The organism is Actinomadura decatromicini (assembly GCF_008121305.1).
Lineage (GTDB): Bacteria > Actinomycetota > Actinomycetes > Streptosporangiales > Streptosporangiaceae > Spirillospora > Spirillospora syzygii.
The window spans coordinates 177164-202815 of the sequence record NZ_VSRQ01000004.1; the positions used below are offsets into that span (position 1 = coordinate 177164).

The following is a 25652-nucleotide window of genomic DNA, read 5'->3' on the forward strand; positions in this document are numbered from 1 at the left end:
GATCACGCCGCCGTCGCCTCCCCTCGTCCGCACCCTGCCAGCATCTCGTACGCGCCGGCCCGCCCGATCGGGGCCGTCGTTCCAGCGTGCCCCATCGGCCGCCCGGAATCGCCCCGACACACGGGACGGGACCCGAGGCGATCCGCGGGCCGCCGCCGGCGACGACGCGGCGCGTCCGGACGGCCGCCCACCGCGTCCCGCCGCGGCGTCCCGTCACCGCGTCTTGAGGATCTCGGGTGAGCTGACGTCCACCGTGCGGACGGCACGTCCCGCCGCGGTGCGCCACAGGGCGTCCAGCAGCCGGATCTTCTCTTCTGCCCGTTCCGCGCCGCCCCACACCACCGTCTGGCCGCCCGCCATCGTCAGCGTGACCGCGTCCGGGCCGGTCGCGGCGACCTCGCCGAGCCGCTCCCGCACGCGTTCCGGCAGGTCGGACAGTACGCTGAGGGCCGCGAGCGTCGCCCGGTCGGACGGTCCGGGCGACGCGACGGCCAGCACCGGAAGCCCGGACACCCGCGACTCGTCGTCGGCCACGACGACGCCGTGCCGGTCGATCCGGTAGTAGCGGCCGCCGCGCTCGTACACGGCGACGGGCACCCGTTCGCGGACGACGATGCGGACCGTCCCCGGCCACTGCCGCCGCACGTCCGCCGACTCGACCTCGCGGAGCCGCTCGACGCGCTCCGCGACCGCGCCGGTCTTGAGCCGCGCCATCGGCGTGCCGAGGTCGATCCCGGCCGCGCCGACGATCCGGTCGCGGGACGCGAGATGCTCCCCCGTCACCTCGACGTGCCGGACCACCAGCAGCCGCGAGCCGAGCAGCACCCACGCCACGAGGCCGAGCGCGCCGAGCACCAGCAGCGTGACGAAGATCGCCTTCCACCGGTTCGGGCGGGGGCGCCCGGCCGCCGGGGCGGCGGCGCCCGGTCGGCTCGTCCCGGTTTCGGTCATGGCCTCAGCTTGGCAGCCCCGCCGCCGGACGCCGCCGACCGCGCGAGACCCGGCGTGTCCCCCGGGTCAGGCGTTCGCGAGCCGGTCAGGCGTTCGCGAGCCGGTCGAGGATGAGCGGGCCGAGCTGCGTCACGTCCCCGGCGCCGAGCGTGATGACGACGTCGCCCGGCCGGGCGAGGGACGCGGCGACGGCCGGGACCTCGTCGCGGACCGGCGCGTACACCGCGCGGGTTCCGCCCGGGACGGCGTCGGCGACGAGCGCGCCGGTCACGCCGGGCTCCGGGTCCTCGCGGGCGCCGTACACGTCGAGGACGACGGCGGTGTCCGCGAGCCCGAGCGCCGCGCCGAACTCGGCGGCGAAGAAGCGGGTGCGGCTGTACAAGTGGGGCTGGAACACCGCGACGAGGCGGCCGCCGCCGTCCTTCCCGCGCAGGTAGTCGCGGGTGGCCTCCAGGTCGGCGGTCAGCTCGGTCGGGTGGTGGGCGTAGCTGTCGAAGACCTCGACGCCGCCCGCCTCGCCCTTGCGCTCCAGCCGCCGCATCGACCCGGTGAAGGACGCGAGGCCCGCGCGGACCGCGTCGAAGCCGTGGCCGAGCAGCCGCGCGACCGCGACGGCGGCGGTGGCGTTGTGGGCGTAGTGCCGTCCGGGGACCTCCAGGCGCACCTCGCCGAGGCCCTCGATCTCGAAGCGCGAGCCGAGGCCGCGCGGGGTGAACCCGGTGATCCGCAGGTCGGCGTCGGCCGCCTCGCCGTAGGTCAGCACGGTCAGGCCGCGCTCGCGGGCGGCGGCGGCGAGTTCGCGGGCGACGGGGTCGTCGGCCCCGGCCACCAGCGCGCCGCCCGGGACGACGCGCCCCACGAACGCCGCGAAGTTCTCCTTGACCTGCTCGAACGCGCCGTAGTTGTCGAGGTGGTCGGCCTCCACGTTGGTGACCACCGCGATCCGCGGGGAGTACCGCAGGAACGAGCCGTCGCTCTCGTCGGCCTCGGCGACGAACACGTCGTCGGAGCCCTCGTCGGCGCCGAGGCCGGTGGTGACGAGCTGCCCGCCGATGCAGTAGGACGGGTCGGCGCCCGCGTGCTGGAGCGCGACGGTGAGCATCGACGTCGTGGTCGTCTTGCCGTGGGTGCCCGCCACCGTCACCGCGCGCCGCCCGGCCATCAGCGCGGCCAGCGCCTCGGAACGGTGCAAAACGCGAAGCCCCCGCTCCCGCGCGGCGACCAGCTCCGGGTTCGAGTCGCGGATCGCGGTGGACACGACGACCGTGTCGGCGTCGCCGACGTGCGCGGCGTCGTGCCCGACGAAGACCTTCGCGCCGAGCTCGGCGAGCTGGGCGAGCAGCTCCGAGTCACGGGCGTCGCTGCCGGACACGGCGATGCCGCGGCGCAGCATGATCCGGGCGATCCCGGACATCCCCGCGCCCCCGATCGCGATGAAGTGGACCCGGCCGAGCTCGCCGGCGGGCACCGCGTCGCGGGGATCGGCGTCGCGGGGATCGGCGTCGCGGGGATCGGCGTCGCGGGGATCGGCGTCGCGGGGATCGGCGTCGCGGGGATCGATCAGGCTCATCGGGCGGCGCCCGCCGCGTGGACGACGTCGTACACCATCCGGGCGAGCGCGACGTCGGCGTCCCGGCGGCCCATCCGCCCGGCGGCCTCGGACATGGCCGCGACCCGGCCCGGGTCGGCGAGCACGGGCAGCAGGTTCCGCGCGATCCAGTCGGGCGACAGGTCGGCGTTGTCGACGAGCATCCCGCCGCCGCCCGCGACGATCGGCTCGGCGTTCAGCCGCTGCTCGCCGTTCCCGATCGGCAGCGGCACGTACACCGCGGGCAGCGCGACCGCGGCCAGCTCCGCGCAGGTCATCGCGCCCGCGCGGCACATGGCCATGTCGGCGGCGGCGTAGGCGAGGTCCATCCGGTCGCAGTACGGGATCGTGACGTACTGCGGGCCGCCGGACGCGGGCTCGGGCTCCTCGGTGTTCTTCGGCCCGACGATGTGCAGCACCTGGATGCCCGCCTGCCGGAAGTACGGCGCGGCGGCCACCGCGGCCTGGTTCAGCGACCGGGCGCCCTGCGAGCCGCCGAAGATCAGCAGGGTGGGCAGGTCGGGCAGCAGGCCGAAGTAGGACCGCGCCTTGTCGCCCGTCGCGAGCCGGTCGAGCGTGGCGATGTCGCGGCGCAGCGGGATGCCGACGAAGGTCGCGTTCGGCAGCGGGGAGTCGGCGTGCGAGACCGCGACGTGCTCGGTGAACCGGGCGCCGAGCTTGTTGGCGAGGCCCGGCTTCGGGTTCGCCTCGTGGACGATGATCGGCACCTTGCGCTTGCGCGCGGCGAGGTACCCGGGGGTCGCGACGTAGCCGCCGAACCCAACCAGCACGTCCGCCCGCGCCTGGTCGAGGACGGCCGCCGCCGCGTTGATCGCCCCGCGCAGCCGGCCGGGGACCGACAGCAGTTGCGGGGTCAGCGTGCGGGGCAGCGGCACCGGCGGGATGAGCGCGAGCTCGTAGCCCCGCTGCGGGACGAGCCGGGTCTCCAGCCCCCGTTCCGTGCCGAGGCAGACGATCCCGACGTTCGGGTCGTTGCGCCGCAGCGCGTCCGCGAGGGCCAGGGCGGGCTCGATGTGTCCGGCGGTGCCGCCGCCGGCCAGGACAACCCTCATGCTCGTTGACAACTCCTCAGCGTGTTCAGAAGGGGGGATTCAGCGCCGTGCCAGACCCAGCCAGCTTAGAGCCCTCACGACCGGTCCGGGGCCCCGTGCGGAGAGTGCCTGCCGCGCGCCGGGCTCGCGCTTCGCGAACGCGAGCAGCATCCCGAGCGCGAACAGGCTCGGGATGAGCGCCGAGCCGCCGTAGGACACGAGCGGGAGCGGGATCCCCGTGATGGGCAGCACGCCGATGACGGCGCCGATGTTCACGACCGCCTGCACGACCAGCCAGGCGGTGGCCCCGGCGGCGGCGAGGCGGGTGAACGGGTCCTTCACCCGGCGGGCGATCCGCAGGCCCGCGTAGGCGAGCAGGCCGAACAGGCCGAGGACGACGAGCGTCCCGACCAGGCCGAACTCCTCCCCGACGATGGCGAAGATGAAGTCGGTCTCGGCGTGCGGGAGGAAGTCCCACTTGGCGCGGCCCTCGCCGAGGCCCGTCCCGAACAGGCCGCCGGACGCGACCGCGTACAGCCCCTGCGTGCCCTGGTAGTTGGTCGTGAGCTGGTTCCCGGACGGGTCGAGGAACCCGGTGAGGCGCTGCATCCGGTACGGCTCGACGACGATGAGGATCGACACGAGCAGGCACACCAGCCCGGCGATGCCGACGAACAGGCGTCCCGGCGCGCCGACGACCCACAGCAGGCCGAGGAAGATGGTGAGCAGGACGAGGGTCGTCCCGAGGTCGCTGCCCAGCATCACCAGCAGGACCAGCGCGCCCGCGCCCGGCATCAGCGGGACGAGCAGCGGCCGCCACTCGGTGAGCTGCCCGAGCCGCTCCTTGCGGGCGAGCAGGTCGGCGCCCCACAGCACGAGCGCGAGCTTCGCCAGCTCCGACGGCTGGATCTGCACCGGGCCGAGGTCGACCCAGCGGGTCGCGCCGCCCGCGCTGCGCCCGAGCCCGGGGATCAGGACGAGCCCCAGCGCGACGACCGACAGCAGCAGCAGCGGGTAGGCCAGCGCGCGGAACGTCTTCACCGGCAGCCGGGACGCGACCCACATCGCGGGCAGCCCGATCGCCATCCACACGGCCTGCTTCTGGAACAGCGTGTACGCCGACCCGGTCTCCTGGAGCTGCTTGACGCTCGACGCCGACAGCACCATCGTCAGCCCCAGCGCGAGCAGCATCACCGAGCAGCCCAGCACCAGGTAGTAGGACGTGAGGGGACGGTCGAGCAGCCCGACGGCGGCGACCACCTGCTCCCGCGGCCCCGGACGTCCGCCGCTCCCCTCCCCGGTCGCGGCGGCCACGGCTAGTCCGCGTCCCGCGCCGCCGCGGCGCCGCCCGGCCCCGGCCGCACCGGGCCGCCGGCCGCGCGGCGCGCGTCGGCGAGCCGCCCGACGGCCGCGATGAACGCGTCGCCGCGCGCCGGGTAGTCGGTGAACATGTCGAAGGACGCCCCGACGGGCGCGAGCAGCACGGTGTCCCCGGGGCGGGCGAGCCCGGAGGCTTCGGTCACGACGCGGTCCATCGCCCCAGTGTCGGTGTCGGGGACGTCCACGACCGGGACATCCGGGGCGTGTCGCGCGAGAGCCTCGGCGAGCCGGTGCCGGTCGCGCCCCATCAGCACGGCGCCGCGCAGCCGCCCGGCGCACGAGCGGACGAGGTCGTCGACGTCCAGGCCCTTGAGCAGGCCGCCCGCGATCCACACGACGTTGCGGTAGGCGGCGAGGGACGCGGCGGCCGCGTGCGGCTGCGTCGCCTTGGAGTCGTTGACGTAGGCGACGCCCGCGACGTCCGCGACGTGCTGGATGCGGTGCGGGTCGGGGACGAACGCGCGCAGCCCGTCCCGGACCGCGTCGGCCGGCACCCCGAACGCGCGGGCGAGCGCGGCGGCGGCGAGCGCGTTCGCGACGTTGTGCGGCGCGAACGGGCGGACGTCGCCGAGCGCGGCCACCTCCACGGCCTGGGTGCCCGGGTCGCCGGTGAAGGCGCGGTCGACCAGCAGCTCCTCGACGACGCCGAACTCGCCGGGACGCGGCACCCGCAGGGTGAAGCCGACCCGCCGCGCCACGCCCTCGGCGCGCTCGGCGAGCGCCGTGGACGTGTCGTCGTCGGCGTTGAACACGGCGACGCAGCCCTCCGCGAAGATCGTGGACTTGGCGGCGACGTAGGCCTCCATCGAGCCGTGCCAGTCGAGGTGGTCGGGCGCGACGTTCAGCACCGCGGCGGCGAACGGGCGGATCGAGCTCGACCAGTGCAGCTGGTAGCTCGACAGCTCCACGGCGAGGACGTCGTACGGCTCGGAGACGGCCTCCACGATCGGCGTCCCGACGTTGCCGACCGCGAGGGCCTTGTACCCGGCGGCGGTGAGCATGGACGCGAGCATCCGGACGACGGTGGTCTTGCCGTCCGTCCCGGTGATGGCGAGCCAAGGCGCGGGCCCATCCCCTCCGGGGGGACGACCCCCCGGACCCCCCGGGCCGCCGTCGGCGGTGATCCTCGCTCCGCTGCGGTCACCGCCGTCGGGCCGCAGCCGCCACGCAAGCTCGACCTCGCCGATGATCTCGATCCCGGCGGCCGCGGCGGCGGCGAGCAGCGGGGTGTCGGGACGCCAGCCCGGCGACGTCACCACCAGCTCGGTGCCCGCGGGCAGGGTGTCGCCGTCGCCGAGCCGCACGTCGACCCCGAGGGCCTCCAGCTCGGCGGTGCGGCCGCGCTGCGCCGCGTCGTCGCGGGCGTCCACGGCGGTGACGCGGGCGCCGTGCGCGGCGAGCACGCGGGCGGCGGCCCGGCCGGACACGCCGAGCCCGGCGACGCAGACGGCGCGGCCCGCGAAGGCGCTCCCGGCGGACGCGCCGCCGGCGGAAGGGCGGTCGGTCACTTCTTCGGCATCCATTCCAGGTAGAACAGGCCGATGCCGATCGCGACGAACAGCGCGGACATCAGCCAGAAGCGCACCACGATCGTCGTCTCGGCCCAGCCGGACAGCTCGAAGTGGTGCTGCAGCGGGGCCATCTTGAACACGCGTTTCTTGGTCAGCTTGAACCCGCCGACCTGGATGATCACCGACAGCGTGATCATCACGATCAGCCCGCACAGGATGGCGAGCAAGAACTGCGTCCGGGTGAGGATCGCGAGGCCGACCAGGACGCCGCCGAGGGCCAGCGAGCCGGTGTCGCCCATGAAGATCTTCGCGGGCGGCGCGTTCCACCACAGGAAGCCGAACACGCCGCCGAGCACGCCCGCGGCGACGACCGCGAGGTCGAGGGGGTCGCGGACGCTGTAGCAGTTCGGCGCGAGGGCGAAGTCGGTGCAGCTGTTACGGAGCTGCCAGTTCCCGATGATGACGTAGGCGGCGAGCACCATCCCGGCCGGGCCCGCGGCGAGGCCGTCCAGCCCGTCGGTGAGGTTCACGCCGTTGGACATGGCCGCGATGAGCAGCAGCGCCCACACCACGAACAGGTACGGGCCGATCGAGGGGCCGAAGTCGCGCAGGAAGGACAGGTGGGGGTCGGCGGGGGTGATGTCGTAGCCGTTCGGGAAGTTCAGCGAGCCGACCGCGAACACCACCCCGACGAGGATGATGCCGATCATCTTGGCGCCGCTGCGCAGGCCGAGGCTGCGCTGCTTGAACACCTTGATGTAGTCGTCCACGAACCCGACGAGGCCGAGGCCGGTCATCAGGAACAGGACGAGGACGCCGGAGATCGTCGGCTCGGTCCCGGTGAACAGGTGCGCGGCGGCGTACCCGACGAGCGAGCCGACGATGAAGACCGTCCCGCCCATCGTGGGGGTGCCGCGCTTGTTGAGGTGCGCCTCCGGGCCCTCGTCGCGGATCATCTGCCCGTAGCCGAGCCGCTGGACGATCCGGATCCACACCGGCGTCCCGACCATCACGAAGATCAGCGCGACCCCTGCCGCGATGATGATGTTGGTCATCGGGCGCCGCCCTTCTGGGGGACGACCCCCAGACCCCCGGGCCGGGGGCCCGACGATCCTCGCTTCGCTGCGGTCATCGGGCTGTCCTTCTCTGGGGGACGCCCCCCAGACCCCCGAGACCGGCCGCCCGACGATCCTCGCTTCGCTGCGGTCATCGGGCGCCCTCCGCGAGGATCGCTTCGGCGACCCGTTCCAGTCCGGCCACCCGGGAGCCCTTGACCAGCACGACGTCCGGCGGCGCGAGCCGCCCGCCGATCGCGGTCACCGCCGCGCCGACGTCATCCACCTGCACGCACTCTCCCGTCCATGACCCCACCCGCGCCGCTCCGTCCGCGATCGGCGCGGCGTTCGCGCCGACGACGACGAGCCCGGCGAGCCCGCACCGCGCGGCGTGCTCACCGATCTTGGCATGCTCGGCCGGGGACGAGTCTCCCAGTTCGGCCATCTCGCCCAGGACGGCGAACGCGCGGCGGCCCCGGGCCATGTGCGCGAGGACGTCCAGCGCGGCGCGCGTCGAGTCGGGGTTCGCGTTGTAGGCGTCGTTCACCACGGTCACCCCGTCGGCCCGCTCGGTGACCTCCATCCGCCACCGGCTCACCGGCACGGCCTCCGCGAGGCCCGCGGCGATCTCCGCCGTGCCCATCCCGGTCGCGCGCGCGGCGGCCGCCGCGGCGAGCGCGTTCGGGACGGCGTGCGCGCCGTGCAGCCGCAGCGCCACCGGCGCGGACCCCTCCGGCGTGACCAGCGTGAACCGGGGCCGGCCCTGGTCGTCGAGGCTCTCGTCCTCCGCGCGGACGGTCGCGTCCGCCGACCGGCCGAACGTGACGACCGTCCCGGCGGTGCGGGACGCCATCGCGGCGACCAGGGGGTCGTCGGCGTTGAGCACGGCGGTGCCGCCCGGCGGCAGCGCCTCGACGATCTCGCCCTTGGCGCGGGCGATGTTCTCCCGGCCGCCGAACTCGCCGACGTGCGCGGTGCCGACGTTCAGCACCACCGCCACGTCCGGCCGCGCGATCCCGGTCAGGTAGGCGATGTGACCGATCCCACGCGCGCCCATCTCCAGGACGAGGCGCCGCGTCTCCGCGTCGGCGCGCAGCACGGTCAGCGGCAGCCCGATCTCGTTGTTGAACGACCCGGGCGGGAAGATCGTCGGCCCGGCCCGCTCCGCGAGCAGCCCGATGAGGTCCTTCGTGGACGTCTTGCCCGCCGACCCGGTGACCGCGACGACGGTCACGTCGGGCAGCCGGTCGAGGACGCCGCGGGCGAGCCGCCCGAGCGCCTCCTGGACGTCGTCGACGACCACGCACGGCCCGTCCACCGGGCGCTGCGCGAGCACCGCCGCCGCACCGGCGGCGAACGCGGCGGGCGCGAAGTCGTGCCCGTCCGCGCGCTCGCCCTTCAGCGCGACGAACAGCGCCCCCGGCCCGGCCGCGCGGGAGTCGATCACCACGGGACCGCGCACGACGGCGTCCGGGGGCCCGTGGCGCCCGCCCCCCGTGATCTCCGCGATCGCCGACAGCGGAAGTGGGATCACGCCTGCGTCCCGTCCCCTCTTGTCCCTCTCGGATGGCGGCTCGAACGGCGGCGGAGCGCATCCCGGACGACCTCGCGGTCGTCGAACGGGTGCACCACGCCCGCGACGTTCTGGCCCTGCTCGTGCCCCTTGCCCGCGACGACGAGAACGTCGCCGCGGCGCGCCCGGGCCACGGCCAGCTCGATCGCGGCGGCGCGGTCCGGCTCGACCACGATGTGCGCGCGGTCGGACCGCGGCACCTTGAGCCCGCCCTCGACCATAGCGGCGAGGATGGCGAGCGGGTCCTCCGACCTCGGGTTGTCGCTCGTGAAGTACGCCCTGTCAGCGAGCAGCGCCGCGGCCTCCCCCATCAGGGGGCGCTTGCCCCGGTCGCGGTCGCCGCCGCAGCCGAGCACGACGGTCAGCTCGCCCTCGGTGACGGGGCGCAGCGCGTTCAGCACGGCCTCGACGGCGCCCGGTTTGTGCGAGTAGTCGACGAGGGTGACGAACTCCTGGCCCTCGTCCACCCGCTCCAGCCGTCCCGGCACGCCCGGCAGGGACGCGACCCCGCGGACGGCGGTCTGCAGCGGGATGCCCGCCTCCACCAGCGCCACGATCGCGGCGAGCGCGTTCGCGACGTTGAACGGCCCGGCGAGCCCGACCGCCCCGTCCGCCTCGATGCCGCCGGGGCCGACGACGCGGAACACGCTGCCGTCCGCGCCGACCCGGACGTCCTCGGCGCGCCAGTCGGCCGCCGGGTCGCCGGACGCGGAGAACGTCGTCGTCGGCACGGTCGCGATCTCCAGCAGCTCGCGGCCGTGGTGGTCGTCGAGGTTCACGACGCCGACGCGCGAGTACTCCGGCGTGAACAGCTTCGCCTTCGCGTGGAAGTAGTGCTGCATCGTCGGGTGGTAGTCGAGGTGGTCCTGCGAGAGGTTCGTGAACACCGCGACCTCGTAGGTGGCTCCGCCGACCCGCCCCTGCGCCAGCGCGTGGCTGGACACCTCCATCGCGGCCGCGCCGACGCCCCGCTCCCGCATCATCGCGAGCAGCGCGTGCAGGTCGGTCGCCTCCGGCGTGGTCAGCGCGCTCGGCACCCGGTCGCCGCCGACGCGGATCTCGACGCCGCCGACCAGGCCCGTCTCGATCCCGGCGGCGCGCAGGCCCGCCTCCAGCAGGAAGACGGTGGTGGTCTTGCCGCTCGTCCCGGTGACGCCGATCAGCGTGAGGTCGTGTCCCGGCTCCCCGTACACCCAGGACGCGGCGGCGCCGAGCCGGGCCCGGACGTCCGCCACCGCCAGCACCGGCAGCCCGGTCGCCGCGGCCCGGTCGTAGCCGTCCGGGTCGGTGAGGACCGCGACCGCGCCCGCCTCCGCCGCCTGCGCCGCGAACTGGGCGCCGTGCGCGCGGGCGCCGGGCAGCGCCGCGTACACGTCGCCGGGGCGCACCGCCCGCGAGTCGTGGGTGATGCCCGTCGCGGACACGTCGTCCCAGCCGTCCGGCTCGATCCCGAGGAGCGCCGCGAGCCCGGTCAGCGGACGGGCCGGATTGGTGGTGGGACGCATGACGTCACTTTCGGTACGAGCGGAACGGGACGGTTTATGCACGGGTCGTGGTGGGCTCACAGGCGAGGAGAGTACTCGCTGCGGTCAGTCTCGGGCGTAGATCTCGACGGTAGGCGGCCTGCTCCCCGTCGGCGGGATCCGCTGGGACTGAAGCGCGAAGCTCATCACGTCCTTGAAGACGGGGGCCGCCGCATCGCCACCATAGTGGCTGCCCCGTTTCGGGTTCTGCAGGACGACCTGCACGACCAGGCGCGGATCGTCCGCCGGGGCGAACCCGGCGAAGGACGCGGTGTAGCCGCCGCCCTTGTAGCAGCCGCAGCGCGGGTTGACGATCTGGGCGGTGCCGGTCTTGCCCGCGACGCGGTAGCCCTCGATCTGCGCCTTCGGCGCGGTGCCCTCGACGGTCGGGACGCCCTCCAGCATGTCGCTGATCTGCCGGGCCGTCCGCGCGCTGATCACCTGGGCGCGGCGCGGCGCGGGCGCCGGGGTGAACCGGTCGTCGTCGCCCACGGTGCCCTCGACGAGGGTGGGCGCGACGCGGACGCCGCCGTTCGCGATCGTCGCGTACACGCTCGCCATCTGCACGGCGTTCACCGACATCGACTGCCCGAACGCGATCGGGTAGCGGTCGACGCCGGACCACTTCGCGGGCGCGCTCAGCAGGCCGGGCGTCTCCCCCGGCAGCGGCAGGCCGGTCTTCTGCCCGAACCCGAAGTCGCGCATCGTCTGGTAGAGCCGCTGCGCGGAGATGCTCTCGCTGGCGAGGATGGTGCCGACGTTGCTGGACTTGGCGAGCACCCCCGCGAACGTCAGCCGCTCCGGCGCGTGGCGGTGCGAGTCGTTGAACACGCGGTCGTACTTGCTGATCCGGTCGGGGACGGTGTAAGGCGTGTGCGGCGTGACGCCGCCGTGCTCCATGACGGCGGCGGCCGTGACGACCTTGCCGGTGCTGCCCGGCTCGTACGCCTCCTGCACCAGCGGGCTGCCCCACAGCCGCCGGTCGGACCGGCCGTAGCTGTTCGGGTCGAAGCCGGGCGCGGACGCCATGGCGAGGAGCCGCCCGGTGCGCGGGTCCATGACGACGACGCTGCCGCTCTGCGACCGCGTCGCCCGCACCTGCTTCTCGATCGCCTGCTGCGCCATGAACTGGAGGTCGCGCTGCAGGGTGAGCCGCACGCCGTGGCCGGGCTTGGACGGGACCTTCTGGTCCTCCCCCATCGGGATGTGCTGACCCTCCGGGCTGATCTCGACCCGCTGCCAGCCCCCGCGCCCGGCGAGCACGCCGTTCAGCGAGCTCTCCAGCCCGGCGGCGCCGTTCCCCGTGTCGTTCACGAAACCTATGACGCCCGCGGCCAGTGAATCGTTGGGGTATTCGCGGCGGTATTCCAGGCGCGTCCCGATACCGGGCAGGTCCCACGAGATGATCAGCCGGGCCTGGTCGGGCCGGACGCCGTGCGCCACGTACACGAACCGGGTGCGCGGCTTGCTGATCTGCTTCAGCACGGTCGCCGGGTTCAGCCCGAGCGTCGGCGCCAGCGCGTTGACGACCTGCTGCCGCCGCTCCGGCTTGATGAGGGTCGGGTCGGCGGTGATCGCCCGCGCCTCCACCGTCATGGCGAGGGGGTGGCCCTGCGCGTCGGTGATGTCGCCGCGGACGGCGGGCAGCTCGATCCGCTGGAGCCGCGTCAGCATCGCCTGCGCGGTGTACTTGCCGGACTCGATCGTCTGGAGCTGGACGAGCCGTCCCGCGAACAGCGACAGCACGAACGCGATGACGAGCAGGCCGACGTTCAGCCGCTTGAGCGGGTCGCGCCGGTGGAAGGGGACGCGGGGCTTCGGGGGGCGGCTCGGGGGCCGCCGTCCCGCTCCCGGACGCGGACCGCGCGGCCCGCCGCCCCCGCCCTTCGGCCGCGCGGGGGCGGCGCGCACCGTCCCGCCCATGCCGGACGCGGCCGCCTTCCGCTGCGGCGCCTTCTTGTCCCGCCCGGTCTGCGCGCTCTTACGCGCCGCCACCTTCTGCTTTTGCGCAGCGTCCTTCCGCGGAGTCTCTTTCCGCGCCGTTTCCTTCCGCGCTGTTTCCTTCCGCGGCGTCTCTTTCCGCGCGGTCTCATTGCGGGCGGTGTCCTTGCGCGTCGTCTCCTTGCGCGGCGCGTCCTTGCGGGGCCTTTCCTTGGGGGGCGTGTCCTTGCGCGGCGCGTCCTTGCGGGGCACGGGGATCATGCCGCTGCGCGCGGGACGGCGAGCGGCGCTGCCCTTCGCGCCCGGCCGTCCCGCGCCGTCCGAGCCGCGTCCGCGGCCGGGCGGAGGCCCGGGGGTCCCGCGTCCCGGCCGTTTTGTCACCGTGCCCCCCGCTCCTCGCCGCGCCCGCTCACGGCGCTCCGGTTCCGGCCCCGGCGAGCACGGACGGCGGCACGCCGTCGCCCGGCACCACGGTCCCGGGCACGCCGACGACGCCCGCCGCGCCCGCCGCCGCGGCGGCCTCGCGCGGGACGGGCTGGATCGTGCCGCCCCCCGCCCGCCCGGTGTCGGGGTTGAAGAAGGCCATCCCGCCGGGCTGCTTCATGCCGAGCGCCTTCGCCTTGTTCGACAGCCCCTCCGGCGAGCCGCCGCGGGCGATGTCCGCCTCGTACGCCTGCCGCTGCTGTTCGAGCTGCTTGTTGCTCTGCTGGAGCCGCGACAGCGTGAACGCGTCCTTCGCGAGGACGGTGTTCAGCAGCAGCAGGCTGACCAGGGCGCCGCCGAGCAGCCCGACGATGAGCAGCACGAACGGCGCGCGCGGCGCGGCCCGCCGCGCCGCCGCCGGCCGCGCCGCTCCCGTGGCCGGGGCCCGCTTCGCCGCGGGCTTGGTAGCGGGCTTGGTCGTGGTCTTGGGACCGGTCTTGGCGGCGGGTTTGGTCGTCGTCTTCGCGGGCTTGGTCGTGGCGGGCTTGGTCGTCGTGCCGGGCGTGGTCGTGGGGGCGCCGGCGGCGGCCCGGTTCCGCACGGCCGCGGGCTCGGCGGCCGTCCGCCGGACCCGCTTCGCCTTGCCCTTCGCGGGCCGCGTACTAATCGTCGTCATGTCGCCGTGCCTTTCTGGGGGCGACCCCCAGGCCCCCGGGGCGGGGCCCCGAAGCTCCTCGCTTCGCTGCGGTCATCGGGCCTCCCGGACGCGCTCGGCAGCGCGGAGCCGCACTGATCCGGCCCGTGGGTTGGTCGTGGTCTCCTCGTCGGACGGCAGTTCCGCCCCGCGTGTCAGAAGCCGGAACCTCGGTTCGTGTTCGGGCAGCGGGACGGGCAGGTCCGGCGGGGTGGTGTCGGCCGCCTGGGCGGCGAGGACGCGCTTGGTGAGGCGGTCCTCCAGGGAGTGGTAGCTGAGCACGGCGACCCGGCCGCCGACCGGGAGCGCGTCCAGCGCGGCGGGCAGCGCCCGGCTCCAGATCTCCAGCTCGCCGTTCACCTCGATGCGCAGCGCCTGGAACGTGCGCTTGGCCGGGTTGCCGCCGGTGCGGCGGGTCGCGGCCGGGATGGACGTGCGCACCAGGTCGGCGAGCCGCCGGGTGGACTCCAGCGGCGCCCGCTCGCGCTCGCGGACGATCGCCGCCGCGATGCGCTGGGCGAAGCGCTCCTCGCCGTACTCGCGCAGGATGCGGGCGAGCTCCGCGGGCGGGTACCCGTTGACGACCTCCGCCGCGGTGAGCCGCTGGGTGCGGTCCATCCGCATGTCGAGGGGCGCGTCGTAGGAGTAGGCGAAGCCCCGCTCGCCCTCGTCGAGCTGCGGGGAGGAGACGCCGAGGTCGAACAGGACGGCGTCCACCGCGGGGACGCCGAGCCGGCGGAGCACCGCCGGGATCTCGTCGTAGACGGCGTGCTCGAGCGTGACGCGGTCGCCGAACGGGGCGAGCCGCCGGGCCGATCGCTCCAGCGCCGTGGTGTCGCGGTCGAGGCCGATGAGCCGGAGCCGCGGGACCTCCCGCAGCATGGCCTCGGCGTGGCCGCCCATGCCGAGCGTGGCGTCGAGGTACACGGGGTCGCGGCCGGTGACGGCGAGCGCCGCGGGGGCGAGGATCGCGAGGACGCGGTCGAGCATGACCGGCACGTGGCCGCTCGCGGGCCCCCGGTTCTCGGGCGCGTGGTCTCCCACGTCCATGGTTCACCCCCAGTGCTGTTGCCACCTAGCTCGCGGACTGCGTGGCATCGCCGGCCGGACGACCGATTCCGAACCCCCCGGCGGCGGCCTCGCCCGGCCAGGTCCCCATCCGCTGCCCTGGAGGAAGTTTCACCGCGACGTTGCGCGGGGGTCGCCGCCTGGCGCCGGGGAAGCTGCGCCAGATGGCTAGGAGAGCGGCTGGAGACCTGGCCGAACGTGGGCCATTGCCGGTCATCGGACCGACGAGTCGTGTCTCAGAGGATCCCTGGCAACACCTCCTCCGAGACGTCGGAGAACGTCTCCTCCTCCTGCTCCAGGTAGGTCTCCCAGGCCTGGGCGTCCCAGATCTCCAAGCGCGTGTTGGCTCCGATGACGGCGCAGTCGCGGGTGAGCCCCGCGTACTTGCGCAGCGGCGGCGGGATCGTGACGCGGCCCTGTTTGTCGGGCACCTCGTCGGACGCGCTGGCGAAGAAGACCCGGCTGTAGCTCCGCACGGCCTTCTCGGTGACCGGTGCCGCACGCAGAGCCTCGGTAATCCGCTGGAACTCCGCCATGGGGAAGACGTACAGGCAGCGTTCCTGGCCCTTCGTGATCACCAATCCCCCCGACAGCTCCTCGCGGTACTTCGCCGGCAGGAACAGTCGTCCCTTGTCGTCGAGACGCGGTGAATGGGTGCCGAGGAACACCGGCCCCACCTCCCGCGCCGCATGGGTCGCTACCGCGCCCCACGGCGCCCCACTCTACTCCACTCTTCCCCACCGTCAACAAGAAAAACACGTTCCAGAGGCCGATTCTGCCGACGAATCCCCAGCTCAGAGGGGGTGGTGCCGGGTGGGGGCGCGGTGCGCGCCGTCCGCGCGCCGCGATCCGGGAAAACGGCCAGAAATGGTTCATCCGCCGTTCGCGCGGGGACCGGAACGGGGCCCGCGGCGGGAGCGCGCGAAGAGAACGTGGAGCGAAGTGGAGGGTTCACGAGGTTCGGCGGCCGATCCCGTGGAGCACAATGGGCTCGCGTTCACCATGAACATCGCGACGGGGCCGCCGACGACGTACTGTCGGTTGGACGAGCGCACGGAGCGCCGCACCGGCCGTGGGGCGGCCGGCCTTCGATTCGGGGGCCTTCGAGCAGACGTCCCGGCCGGACGGTTGAGGAGGGTTTGGTGGCAGTAGGCACGCACGGCGAGTCGTTCATGGAGACCGACCCCCCGTCCTCCCGCACTGCCAGGCGGGGCGGTCCGCCGCCCGCGGCGTCGGGGCCCGGCCTGGACGGCCTCGTCCAGGTCGCGAACAAGATCCGGGACGCGGTCGAGTCGGTGATCGAGGGCAAGCCCGCGGTCGTGCGGCTCGCGCTGACGGTGCTGCTGGCCGAGGGGCACCTGCTGATCGAGGACGTCCCCGGCGTCGGCAAGACGATGCTCGCCAAGGCGCTCGCGCGCTCGGTCGACTGCTCGGTGCGGCGCGTGCAGTTCACGCCCGACCTGCTGCCCAGCGACATCACCGGGGTCAGCGCCTACAACCAGGAGATGCGCGAGTTCGAGTTCAAGCCGGGCCCGGTGTTCGCCAACATCGTGGTCGGGGACGAGATCAACCGCGCGTCCCCGAAGACGCAGTCGGCGCTGCTGGAGTGCATGGAGGAGCGCCAGGTCACGGTGGACGGCACCACCTACGAGCTGGAGCCGCCGTTCATGGTGATCTCCACCCAGAACCCGGTCGAGATGGAGGGCACCTACCCGCTGCCGGAGGCGCAGCGCGACCGGTTCACCGCCCGCATCTCGATGGGCTACCCCGACCCGGCCGCCGAGATGGAGATGCTCGACACGCACGGGCAGGCGTCCCCGCTCGACCGGCTCAGCCCGGTGGCGCACGCGTCCGACGTCCGCGACCTGATCGAGGTGGTGCGCAGGCAGCACGTCTCGCAGGCCGTGCGGCAGTACGCGATCGACCTGGTCGGCGCCACCCGCGGGCATCCGGAGCTGCGGCTCGGCGCGTCGCCGCGGGCGACGCTGCACCTCGTGCGGGCCGCGCGGGCGTACGCGGCGCTCGACGACCGCGACTACGTCGTCCCCGACGACGTGCAGGACCTCGCCGTCCCCGTCCTCGCGCACCGGCTGCTGCCGACCGCGGAGGCGCAGGTCGACCGGCGCCGTCCCGAGCAGGTCGTGACCGACCTCGTGAAGCGCCTGCCGGTTCCGTCCCCTGGGAAGTGAGCGTTGAGACGAGCGCTGGGCGGCCTCACCACCCGCGGCCGGTCCTTCGTCGCGGCGGGCGCGACCGCCATCGTGTGCGCGTTCGTCCTCGGCGAGCGCGACCTGCTGCGCGCGGGCGTGCTGGTGCTGGCGCTCCCGCTGCTGTGCACGCTCGCCGTGTCGCGGACGCGGTACCGGCTGGCGTGCGCGCGGCGGCTCGACCCGCCGCGGCTGCCGGTCGGCCGCGAGTCCCGCGTCGACCTGCGGCTGGAGAACGTGTCCCGGCTGCCGAGCGGGCTGCTCATGGTGGAGGACCGGGTGCCCTACGCGCTCGGCGGGCGGGCCCGGTTCGTCCTCGACCGGATCGAGCCGCACGGCCGGCGTGAGCTCGGCTACCGCATCCGCTCCGACGTGCGCGGGCGCTACCGCGTCGGGCCGCTGACCGTCCGGCTCGCCGACCCGTTCGGGATGGTGGAGCTGGTCCGGTCGTTCAGCCTGTCCGACACGCTGACGGTGACGCCGGCGATCGTCGCGCTTCCCGCCGGGCGGCTGTCCGGCGCGTGGACGGGCGGCGGCGACAGCATCGCCCGCGCCGTGTCCGCCGCGGGCGAGGACGACGTGACCCCGCGCGAGTACCGGCACGGCGACGACCTGCGCCGCGTCCACTGGCGGTCGACGGCGCGGCACGGCGAGCTGATGGTCCGGCGGGAGGAGCAGCACTTCCAGAGCAGCGGGACGCTGTTCCTCGACACCCGCCGCAGCGCGCACTGGGGCGACGGGCAGGGCGGGTCGTTCGAGCAGGCGGTGTCGGCGACCGCGTCGGTCGGGGTGCACCTCGTCCGGACGGGGATGAACCTGCGCTACGTCACCGACATGGGCGAGGCGCTCCCGGCCACGCCGTCGGAGGGCGCGTTCGAGGGCCTGCTGCTGGACGCCCTCGCGGTGGCCCGGCGGTCGTCGTCGCGGTCGCTGTCGGCGGGCGTCACCGCGCTGCGCGCCGGGGCGGGCGGGGCGCGCGAGGGCGACGGGCTGGTCGTCGCGGTGTTCGGCGTCCTGTCCCGGGACGAGGCGCGGGCGGTCGCGGCGACGCGGCGCGGCGCCGGGACGTGCGTCGCCGTCCTCGTCGAGGGCCGGCAGGCGCGGGGCGCCGCGCCCGGCACCGGGACCGGCGACGAGCCGTCCGCGGAGTCGGCGGCGGGGCTGCTGCGCGCGGGCGGCTGGCGGGTGGTGACGGTCCGGACGGCGGCGGAGCTGGCCGGGGCGTGGGGACGGGCCGGACGGACCGGCGAGGACTTCGTCAAGGGCGGCGCATGAGATTCCGGATCACGGTGATGGCGGGCGTCGCGACGCTCGCCGGCTCCCTCGGCCTCTACCCGCTGTTCGAGCGGAGCGGCTGGTTCTGGGCCGGGTTCGGCGCGGTGCTCGCGGTCGGCGGCGCCGGGCTGCTGGCCCGGCGGCTGCGCCTGCCCGCCCTGGTCAACCTGCTGTTCGGGCTGGTCGGGCTGCTGCTCTATCTGAACCTCGCGTACGCGCCGGGCGAGTCGTGGTTCGTGCTGCCGTCGCCCGCGTCGGTGCGGCACCTCGTCGACCTCGGCGAGAACGGCTGGCTCGCGGCGAACCGGTACGCGGCGCCCGTCCCGCTGCTGCCCGGCATCGAGCTGCTGGTCGCGGCCGGGGTCGGGCTGGTCGCCGTGCTGGTCGACCTGCTCGCGGTGCGGCTGCGCCGCGCCGCGCCCGCCGGGCTGCCGCTGCTCGCGATGTACAGCGTGCCCGCCGCGGTCCGCGAGGACGGCGTGAACTGGCTGGCGTTCGGCGCGGGCGCGTTCGGCTTCCTCGCCCTGCTGATGGCGGACGCCCGCGAGCAGGTCGGCGGCTGGGGGCGCATGGTCACCTCCTACCACCGCCAGCGCGAGGTGCCGCTCGCGGGCGCGGCGCCGCCGGAGGAGCCGCCGGTCCGGCCGGACGCGGCGGCGCTCGCCGCGACCGGCCGCCGGATCGCGCTCGGCGCGGTCGCCGTGGCGGTGCTCGTGCCCGCGGCCGTGCCGGGGCTCCAGCCGCGCGGGATGCTCGGCATGGGCGGCGGCCCGGGCGGCGGCACGCAGACGGTCACCACGCCCGACCCGCTGGTCAGCCTGAAACGGGAGCTGACCCGGCTGGACGACTCGATCGTCCTCACCTATAAGACCGACGACCCGGACGGCCCCGACTATCTCCGCCTCTACGCCCTCGACAAGTTCGACGGCGACCGGTGGACCTACAGCCCCCTGCAGAGCAGCGCGAAGGACCGGCTCGACGGCAAGGACCTCCCCGCCCCGCCCGGGCTGTCGGTCGCGTCCGTGCGCGAGGTGACGACCAGGGTGCACGTGCGGTCCGCGGTGAAGGACATGACGTTCCTGCCGGTGCCGTACGCGCCGTCCCGCGTGTCGGTCAAAGGAGACTGGCGGGTGCACGGCCCGTCGCTGATGCTGTACTCGCTGCGCGACTCCGCGGGCGGCCGCGACTACACCGTGCGCAGCCTGCGGGCGCGGCCGACGTCCGCGCAGCTCGCCGCCGCGGGCACCTACCCGGCCGAGGTCGTCGCGCACTACACCGCGGTGCCGCGGAACGTCCCGCCGCAGGTGAGGCAGCTCGCGCAGCAGATCACCGCCGGGTCGTCGTCGGCGCTGGCGCAGGCGGTGCGGCTGCAGCGCTGGTTCACCCAGACCGGCGGGTTCAGCTACGACCTGAAGGCGCCCGCGCCGCAGCGCGGCGGCGACCTCGCCGACTTCCTGCTGCACAGCAGGCGCGGCTACTGCGAGCAGTTCGCCGCGTCGATGGCGCTGATGGCGCGGATCCTCGGCATCCCGTCCCGGGTCGCGATGGGCTACACGCCGGGCAGCGAGGTCCGGCCGGGCGAGTGGGTCGTCCGGTCGCGGGACGCGCACGCCTGGCCCGAGCTGTACTTCGAGGGCTCCGGATGGGTGCGGTTCGAGCCGACCCCGGCGGGCGCGGCGGGGCAGGGCACCGCGGTCGCGCCCGGCTACAGCCTCCCGGCGGTCAGCGCCGGCGGCGGGTCGGAGAGCAGCACCGCAGAGACGCCGGACACCTCGTCCCCGACCGACACCGACTCGCCGTCACCGTCACCGTCCGCACGGCACCGCAACGACGAGGGCGGCGAGGAGGCCGCAGCCGGACAGGACGGCGAGAAGGGCGGGTTCACCGCCGCGCCCTGGGTCGCGGGGACGGTGCTGGTCCTGCTCCTGCTGGCCGTCCCGATGGGGCTGCGGATGTTCACGCGCCGCCGCCGCTGGGCCGCGCTGACGTCGCCGCCGAAGCCGAGCCCCAGGGCGCCCGCCCGGGCGGCGGCGCCGGACCCGGCGGCGGGGGCGGCGCACGCGGCATGGCGGGAGATGCGCGCCGACGCTCTCGACCACGGGCTCGAATGGCGGGCGAGCGACTCGCCGCGCGCCACCGCGCGGCGGCTCGGCGAGCTGCTGGAGCTGGACGCGGCGGGCGCGCAGGCCCTCACCCGCATCGCCCGCGCCGAGGAGCTGGCCCGGTACTCGCTGTCGCGTCCCGCCGAGCCGCCGGAGCGGCTGCGCGCGGACGTCCGCACGGTCCGCGAGGCGTTCGCCGCGTCGGTCGGCCGCCGCGCCCGCTGGCGGGCCCGGCTGCTGCCGCCGTCGACGATGACGCAGACCGGGACGGCGCTGCGGACGGCGGGCAACCGGGTGCTGGACGTCACCGCCCGTCTCAACGACCTGCCCGCCCGCCTCCGCCGCCGGTAGCGCGGGGCCCGGGAAAGAAGCGGGAAAGAGCGGGAAAGAGTTCGTCCCGGCCCGCGCGGTGCGATCCGCGTACGGCCGGGACGGGAGAATGCCGTGGCCCCGTCGGCTCCGGGCTGTCGCCTCGGTGGTCTGCCGGCTTCGGTCAGTCGCCTTCGGTGCGGCGCCGCCAGCGCTCTTCCATGCGCTCCATGAATCCGGCCTTGGCGGGCCTGGACGACCGTCCGCCGCCGCCTCCCCCTCCGCCTCGGGCGGCGGGCTCGGTGCCGATTCCGGTCATCCGCTTCCAGCTCGTCAGCGCCCAGACGCAGCAGGCGACCATGAGCAGGAAGCCGGTCACGCTGACCGCGATGGTGACGGACCCCTGGTTGATCACGAGGCCGGCCATCAGGGCGCCGACGCCGACGACGAAGCCGAAGGCCGCCTTGACGATCCGCCGCTTGTAGTGGACCTGCGGGTTCGTCGAGCGGACCGCGTGAGCGAACTTGGGATCCTCGGCGTACAAGGCCGATTCGATCTGTTCGAGCATGCGCTGCTCGTGCTCAGAGAGCGGCACGGCACCTCCCAACGACAGCCCCGCGACGGGGTCTCCGATGCAGGACGCGAACGTCAACGGTGATATGCCCAGAATACGAGCACTGTCGAGCGTACGAAAGCGAACGGCCCGTCGAGGGCCCCGCGCCGGTCACCCCACAGCCATCTTTCATCGCGTCCCGTCCCTGCCGTCACGTCCGTCACCGGGCTCCGCGCGCCGGACCAGCGCGGCGGGGCGGACCGCGCCGCTGCCGAACCGGTGCGCGACCTGGTCCATGGCTCGCTCGGCCTCACGCCAGCCGTGTTCGGGCTCGTCAAAGGTGAGCTGACGGGGGGCCTCGCCGGCGGGGCGGAGGTTCTCGACCCGCACCCCGACCAACCTCAGTCGTACCCGTTCCAGGCCCGCCCCCTCATAGAGCTCGCGGGCTGTGACATAGATCACACGGGCGAGATCGGTGGGCTCGGCGAGCGTCCGCGCGCGGGTGATCGTCTTGAAGCTGGCCATCCGCAGTTTGACGCTGACCGTGCGGCCCGCGTTCCCGCCGGCGCGGAGCCGCGCGCCGACCTTCTCCGAGAGGCGCAGCAGCTCCCGGCGGATGACCTCCGGGTCGTCGACGTCGGTGTCGAACGTCTCCTCGGCGCCGATGCTCTTGTCGGGGGTGTGCGGGACGACCTCGCGCGGGTCGCGTCCCCACGCCAGCTCGTGCAGGTGCGCGCCGAGCGCGTTGCCCAGCTCCCGCTGCAACGTGGCGGGCGGGACCTCGGCGAGCTGGCCGACCGTCCGCAGGCCGAGCCGGGTGAGCGTCTGCTCCGTCCGCTCCCCCACGCCCCACAGCGCCGCGACGGGCAGCGGGTGCAGGAACCCGACGACGCCGTCCGCCGGGACGACGAGCAGCCCGTCCGGCTTGCACCGCGTGGACGCCAGCTTCGCGACGAACTTGGTGCTCGCGACGCCGACCGAGCAGGTGATGCCCTGCTGGTCGCGGACCTGCTCGCGGATCAGCCGGGCGATCTCGGCGGGCCGGCCGAGCCGCCGCCCGGCGCCCGCGACGTCGAGGAACGCCTCGTCCAGCGAAAGCCCCTCGACCAGCGGCGTGACCGACCGGAAGATCTCGAACACGGCCGCGGAGACCCGCGAGTACTTGCCGTGGCTCACCGGCAGGACCACCGCTTGCGGGCAGAGCCGCCGCGCCCGCGTCATCGGCATCGCCGAGTGCACGCCGAACGTCCGCGCCTCGTAGGACGCCGCCGACACCACACCGCGCGGCCCGGCCCCGCCGACGATGACGGGACGCCCGCGCAGCTCGGGACGCTCCAGCAGCTCGACGCTGACGAAGAAGGCGTCCATGTCGACGTGCAGGATGTGGCAGCCGGTGTCGTCGGCGGGCGGGCCGGGCTGCGGCCCCGGCCGGTGAAGCTGCTGCTTGCGGCTCACGGCGTCATTCTGCTGGCTTGTCGGCCACAAGATGGAGCTGGGTGGCGAGGTCGCGCAAGACGGGGTGGACGGCCGCGGCCGACTCCAGCGCGATCAGCGCCTCGGCCGAGCCGGCGTCGCCGTCCAGCATGCCGCTCGGCACCAGGTCGGCGAAGATCCGCACGCCGTGCAGCTCGGCGACCCGCAGGCCCGCGCCGCGCACCAGCTCCGACAGCGTCTCCCTGGTGAAGCGGCGGGGCATTCGGTCGCCGTCGCCCCAGCGCCCGGCCGGGTCGGCCAGGACCCGGCGGGCGTCGTCGAAGTGCCCGGCGAGGGCGCGGTGCAGCACGGCGGCGACCTGCCCGGCGACCAGCACGCTGACCGACCCGCCCGGACGGACGGTCGAGGTCAGCGCGGCCATCGCGGCGCTCGGATCGTCGACGTACTCGAGGACGCTGTGGCACAGCACGAGGTCGGCGGCGTCCGGGCCGAGGAGGTCGGGCAGGTCGACGGCGTCGCCCTGCACCGCGCGGACCCGCACCCCCGACTCGGCGGCGCGGCGCTCCAGCGCGGCGAGCGCGTCGGGGTTGGCGTCGACGACGGTGACCCGGTGCCCGAGCTCGGCGAGCGGGACGGCGAACCCGCCGGTGCCGCCGCCGACGTCGACGACCTCGCCGGGACCGTCCTCGGGGGCGATCCGGTCGAGGACGGTGCGCAGGGCGTCCCACAGCACGGCGCTCCGCACCCGGCTGCCGCCGCGCGCACGTTTCTGCTGCCGGCCGCTCACGGCCACTCCCCTGACGTCGCTCATCCCGGCCCAGCCTAGCCGCCCGCGCCGCCCGGCCGGGTCGCGGGCGACCGCGCCGTTATCCGACCGCGCCGTTACCGGACCGCCGCCGTCACCAGACCACGGCGGTCACAGCGTGAGGGACGGCTTGAGCCGCTGGAGGCGCGACAGCAGGCCGTTGACGAACCGCGGGGACTCGTCGGTGGACAGCTCGGTCGCGAGGCCGACCGCCTCGCTGATCGCGACGGCGTCCGGGACGTCGTCCACCCAGAGCAGCTCGTAGGCGCCCATCCGCAGGACGTTGCGGTCGACGGCGGGCATCCGCTCCAGCGTCCAGCCGGTCGCGTACTCGGCAATCAGCCCGTCGATGCGGTCGCGGTTCTCCTGGACGCCCTCGATCAGCCGGACCGCGTGCGGGTACTCGGCGAGCTCGTCCTGGTTCGGACGGCCCCGCGCGGCGAGCACCGCGGTCGGCTCCTCCTCCCGCAGCTCGGCCGCGAACAGGATGTCGAGCGCGAGTTTCCGTGCCTTGGTCCGCGCGGCCATCAGCCGCGGCCGAGGTACTCACCGGAGCGAGTGTCGACCTTGACCTTCTCGCCGGTGGTGATGAACAGCGGCACCTGGATCTGCGCGCCGGTCTCCAGCGTCGCGGGCTTGCTGCCGCCGGTGGAGCGGTCGCCCTGCAGCCCCGGCTCGGTCTGCGTGATCTCCAGGACGACGGCCGCGGGCAGCTCGATGTAGAGCGGGTTCTCGTTGTTGAAGGCGATCGTGGCGTTCTGCTCGGGGAGCAGGTAGTTCGCCGCGTCGCCGACGACGGTCGCGGGGATGTGCGGCTGGTCGTAGGTCTCGGTGTCCATGAAGACGAAGTCCTCGCCCTCGCGGTAGAGGTACTGCATCTCCCGCTTGTCCACGCTGGCCACGTCGACCTTGGTGCCGGCGTTGAAGGTCTTGTCGACGACCTTGCCGGACAGGACGTTCTTGAGCTTGGTGCGGACGAACGCGCCGCCCTTGCCTGGCTTGACGTGCTGGAACTCCAGGACGGTCCACAGCTGGCCGTCCAGGTTCAGCGTCATGCCGTTCTTCAGGTCGTTCGTCGTCGCCACTGCGCTGTTCTCCCGGTCGCGGATCCGCGCGCCTAGAGGACGAGCAGATCCTTGGTGGTCGTGGTGAGGAGCTCCGGGCCGTCCGCGCGGACAACGATCGTGTCCTCGATGCGGACCCCGCCCCGGCCCGGGAGGTAGACCCCCGGCTCCGCGGTGATCGGAACCCGGTCCATCAGCTTACCGGTCCCGTCGTACCCGAGGAGCGGAGCCTCGTGGATCTCCAGGCCGACGCCGTGCCCGAGCCCGTGGGTGAACTCGTCGCCGTGCCCGGCGTCCTTGACGACGTCGCGGGCGGCGGCGTCGACGGCCTTCGTCTCCGCGCCGGGGACGGCCGCGGCGATCCCGGCGAGCTGCGCCCGCAGGACGAGGTCGTACACGTCGCGCTGCCATCCGGCGGGCTCGCCGATGGCGACGGTGCGGGTCATGTCGGCGTGGTAGCCGCCGTACCGGGCGCCGAAGTCCATGGTGACGAGGTCGCCGGTCTCCAGCTCGCGCCCGCCGGGGCGGTGGTGCGGGACAGCGCCGTTCGGCCCGGACGCGACGATCGATTCGAACGCGGGCCCCTCGGCGCCGAAGTCCACCATCGCGCGCTCCAGCGCGATCGCGACGGCCCGCTCGGTGACCCCGGCGCGGATCTCCGGCAGGACGGCCTCGAACGCGCGATCGGTGACGGCGCACGCCTCCCGCAGCAGCCCGATCTCCTCCTCGTCCTTGACGCGGCGGAGCTCCTCGACGAGGTGCCCGAGCGGGACGAGCGGGACGTCGGCGTGCCCGGTCAGCGCGGTGTGCCGCTCGACGGTGAGGTCGTGGGCCTCGAAGCCGAGCGGGCCGAGGCCCCGCTCGGCGGCCCGCGCGGTCAGCACCTCCGCGACGTGCCGGTCGACGACGAGCGGCACGTCGGGGCAGACCCGCTCGGCCGTCCCGGCGTAGCGCGCGTCGGTGGCGAGGACGGCCTCGCCGTCGGCCGGGACGAGCAGCGCCGCCCGGGAGCTGGCGAGCCCGGTCAGGTAGCGGACGTTGACGAGCCTGGTCACGAGCAGGGCGCCGGCGCCCTGCTCGGCGGCGAGCGCGGCGAGCCGGCGGCGCCGCGCGAGGTGCGTCTCCCCCATGCCCAGGACTTTAG

Annotated in this window: 21 protein-coding genes and 1 pseudogene; 4 read left to right on the forward strand and 18 right to left on the reverse strand. The window is 74.6% G+C overall.

From position 1 onward, the window contains the following. Window positions 1-213: 213 nt before the first annotated feature. The 9 genes from FXF68_RS19280 to FXF68_RS19320 all read right to left on the reverse strand — a co-directional run bounded on the left by FXF68_RS19280 (window position 214) and on the right by FXF68_RS19320 (window position 12556). Window positions 214-951, reverse strand: coding sequence for a cell division protein FtsQ/DivIB (locus tag FXF68_RS19280; RefSeq protein WP_148761184.1), 738 nt, complete (start codon window positions 949-951; stop codon window positions 214-216). Between the two features lie 85 nt (window positions 952-1036). Next, the gene (gene murC / locus FXF68_RS19285) at window positions 1037-2521 is read right to left on the reverse strand and encodes a UDP-N-acetylmuramate--L-alanine ligase (protein WP_148761186.1); all 1485 of its coding nucleotides are present in this window, start codon (window positions 2519-2521) and stop codon (window positions 1037-1039) included. Continuing rightward, the gene (gene murG, locus FXF68_RS19290; RefSeq protein WP_148761188.1) at window positions 2518-3612 is read right to left on the reverse strand and encodes an undecaprenyldiphospho-muramoylpentapeptide beta-N-acetylglucosaminyltransferase; all 1095 of its coding nucleotides are present in this window, start codon (window positions 3610-3612) and stop codon (window positions 2518-2520) included. Before murG ends, murC begins: the two co-directional genes overlap by 4 nt. 39 nt (window positions 3613-3651) lie before the next feature. Then, window positions 3652-4905 (reverse strand): putative lipid II flippase FtsW, encoded by a 1254-nt coding sequence (gene ftsW / locus FXF68_RS19295; protein WP_148353201.1) that lies wholly within the window; start codon window positions 4903-4905, stop codon window positions 3652-3654. 2 nt (window positions 4906-4907) lie between these two features. Then, window positions 4908-6494, reverse strand: coding sequence for a UDP-N-acetylmuramoyl-L-alanine--D-glutamate ligase (murD, locus tag FXF68_RS19300; protein ID WP_148761190.1), 1587 nt, complete (start codon window positions 6492-6494; stop codon window positions 4908-4910). Further along, window positions 6476-7537 carry a phospho-N-acetylmuramoyl-pentapeptide-transferase gene (gene mraY / locus FXF68_RS19305; protein WP_067885203.1) on the reverse strand — a complete coding sequence of 354 codons (1062 nt, stop codon included), beginning with the start codon at window positions 7535-7537 and terminating at the stop codon, window positions 6476-6478. The genes murD and mraY overlap by 19 nt, the downstream gene beginning before the upstream one ends. A 151-nt stretch (window positions 7538-7688) precedes the next feature. Then, a complete protein-coding gene (locus FXF68_RS19310) occupies window positions 7689-9071 on the reverse strand; it encodes a UDP-N-acetylmuramoyl-tripeptide--D-alanyl-D-alanine ligase (protein ID WP_148761192.1) in 1383 nt (460 codons plus the stop codon). Beyond that, window positions 9068-10615: a UDP-N-acetylmuramoyl-L-alanyl-D-glutamate--2,6-diaminopimelate ligase gene (locus FXF68_RS19315; RefSeq protein WP_148761194.1), complete on the reverse strand. Its 1548-nt coding sequence runs from the start codon at window positions 10613-10615 to the stop codon at window positions 9068-9070. The genes FXF68_RS19310 and FXF68_RS19315 overlap by 4 nt, the downstream gene beginning before the upstream one ends. 84 nt (window positions 10616-10699) lie before the next feature. Continuing rightward, the gene (locus FXF68_RS19320; protein ID WP_148762327.1) at window positions 10700-12556 is read right to left on the reverse strand and encodes a peptidoglycan D,D-transpeptidase FtsI family protein; all 1857 of its coding nucleotides are present in this window, start codon (window positions 12554-12556) and stop codon (window positions 10700-10702) included. On the opposite strand from FXF68_RS19320, the pseudogene FXF68_RS44785 reads away from it, so the two are divergent. After that, a pseudogene (locus tag FXF68_RS44785) lies at window positions 12555-12770 on the forward strand (pentapeptide repeat-containing protein); the annotation flags it as partial. The gene FXF68_RS19320 and the pseudogene FXF68_RS44785 sit on opposite strands and share 2 nt — an antisense overlap. Before the next feature lie 213 nt (window positions 12771-12983). On the opposite strand, the gene ftsL reads toward FXF68_RS44785, so the two are convergent. The 3 genes from ftsL to mraZ form a co-directional block, all read right to left on the reverse strand. Then, window positions 12984-13673 (reverse strand): cell division protein FtsL, encoded by a 690-nt coding sequence (ftsL, locus tag FXF68_RS19325; RefSeq protein WP_148761196.1) that lies wholly within the window; start codon window positions 13671-13673, stop codon window positions 12984-12986. A gap of 72 nt (window positions 13674-13745) precedes the next feature. Further along, window positions 13746-14741 carry a 16S rRNA (cytosine(1402)-N(4))-methyltransferase RsmH gene (gene rsmH, locus FXF68_RS19330; RefSeq protein WP_148761198.1) on the reverse strand — a complete coding sequence of 332 codons (996 nt, stop codon included), beginning with the start codon at window positions 14739-14741 and terminating at the stop codon, window positions 13746-13748. A gap of 254 nt (window positions 14742-14995) precedes the next feature. Next, window positions 14996-15427, reverse strand: coding sequence for a division/cell wall cluster transcriptional repressor MraZ (gene mraZ, locus FXF68_RS19335; protein ID WP_067885190.1), 432 nt, complete (start codon window positions 15425-15427; stop codon window positions 14996-14998). Between the two features lie 474 nt (window positions 15428-15901). Between mraZ and FXF68_RS19340 the strand changes: the two genes are divergently transcribed. The 3 genes from FXF68_RS19340 to FXF68_RS19350 are packed head-to-tail and all read left to right on the forward strand — an operon-like array spanning window position 15902 to window position 20694. Next, the gene (locus FXF68_RS19340; protein ID WP_246178807.1) at window positions 15902-16948 is read left to right on the forward strand and encodes an AAA family ATPase; all 1047 of its coding nucleotides are present in this window, start codon (window positions 15902-15904) and stop codon (window positions 16946-16948) included. 3 nt (window positions 16949-16951) lie between these two features. Next, window positions 16952-18241: a DUF58 domain-containing protein gene (locus FXF68_RS19345; protein WP_148761200.1), complete on the forward strand. Its 1290-nt coding sequence runs from the start codon at window positions 16952-16954 to the stop codon at window positions 18239-18241. Further along, window positions 18238-20694, forward strand: a complete 2457-nt coding sequence (locus FXF68_RS19350; protein ID WP_246178808.1) for a transglutaminase TgpA family protein — start codon at window positions 18238-18240, stop codon at window positions 20692-20694. Before FXF68_RS19345 ends, FXF68_RS19350 begins: the two co-directional genes overlap by 4 nt. A 142-nt stretch (window positions 20695-20836) precedes the next feature. Here FXF68_RS19350 and FXF68_RS19355 read toward each other — a convergent pair whose 3' ends face one another. From FXF68_RS19355 to FXF68_RS19380, 6 genes are all read right to left on the reverse strand, one after another. Further along, the gene (locus FXF68_RS19355) at window positions 20837-21247 is read right to left on the reverse strand and encodes a DUF3040 domain-containing protein (RefSeq protein WP_148761202.1); all 411 of its coding nucleotides are present in this window, start codon (window positions 21245-21247) and stop codon (window positions 20837-20839) included. 147 nt (window positions 21248-21394) lie between these two features. Further along, window positions 21395-22660, reverse strand: a complete 1266-nt coding sequence (locus tag FXF68_RS19360) for a DNA polymerase IV (RefSeq protein ID WP_148761204.1) — start codon at window positions 22658-22660, stop codon at window positions 21395-21397. 4 nt (window positions 22661-22664) lie between these two features. Further along, window positions 22665-23450 carry a methyltransferase domain-containing protein gene (locus FXF68_RS19365; protein ID WP_148761206.1) on the reverse strand — a complete coding sequence of 262 codons (786 nt, stop codon included), beginning with the start codon at window positions 23448-23450 and terminating at the stop codon, window positions 22665-22667. A gap of 105 nt (window positions 23451-23555) precedes the next feature. Continuing rightward, window positions 23556-23972 carry a transcription antitermination factor NusB gene (nusB, locus tag FXF68_RS19370; RefSeq protein WP_148761208.1) on the reverse strand — a complete coding sequence of 139 codons (417 nt, stop codon included), beginning with the start codon at window positions 23970-23972 and terminating at the stop codon, window positions 23556-23558. Continuing rightward, window positions 23972-24529 carry an elongation factor P gene (efp, locus tag FXF68_RS19375; protein ID WP_067885176.1) on the reverse strand — a complete coding sequence of 186 codons (558 nt, stop codon included), beginning with the start codon at window positions 24527-24529 and terminating at the stop codon, window positions 23972-23974. The genes nusB and efp overlap by 1 nt, the downstream gene beginning before the upstream one ends. Window positions 24530-24561: 32 nt before the next feature. Next, a complete protein-coding gene (locus FXF68_RS19380) occupies window positions 24562-25638 on the reverse strand; it encodes a M24 family metallopeptidase (protein WP_148761210.1) in 1077 nt (358 codons plus the stop codon). Window positions 25639-25652 lie beyond the last annotated feature (14 nt).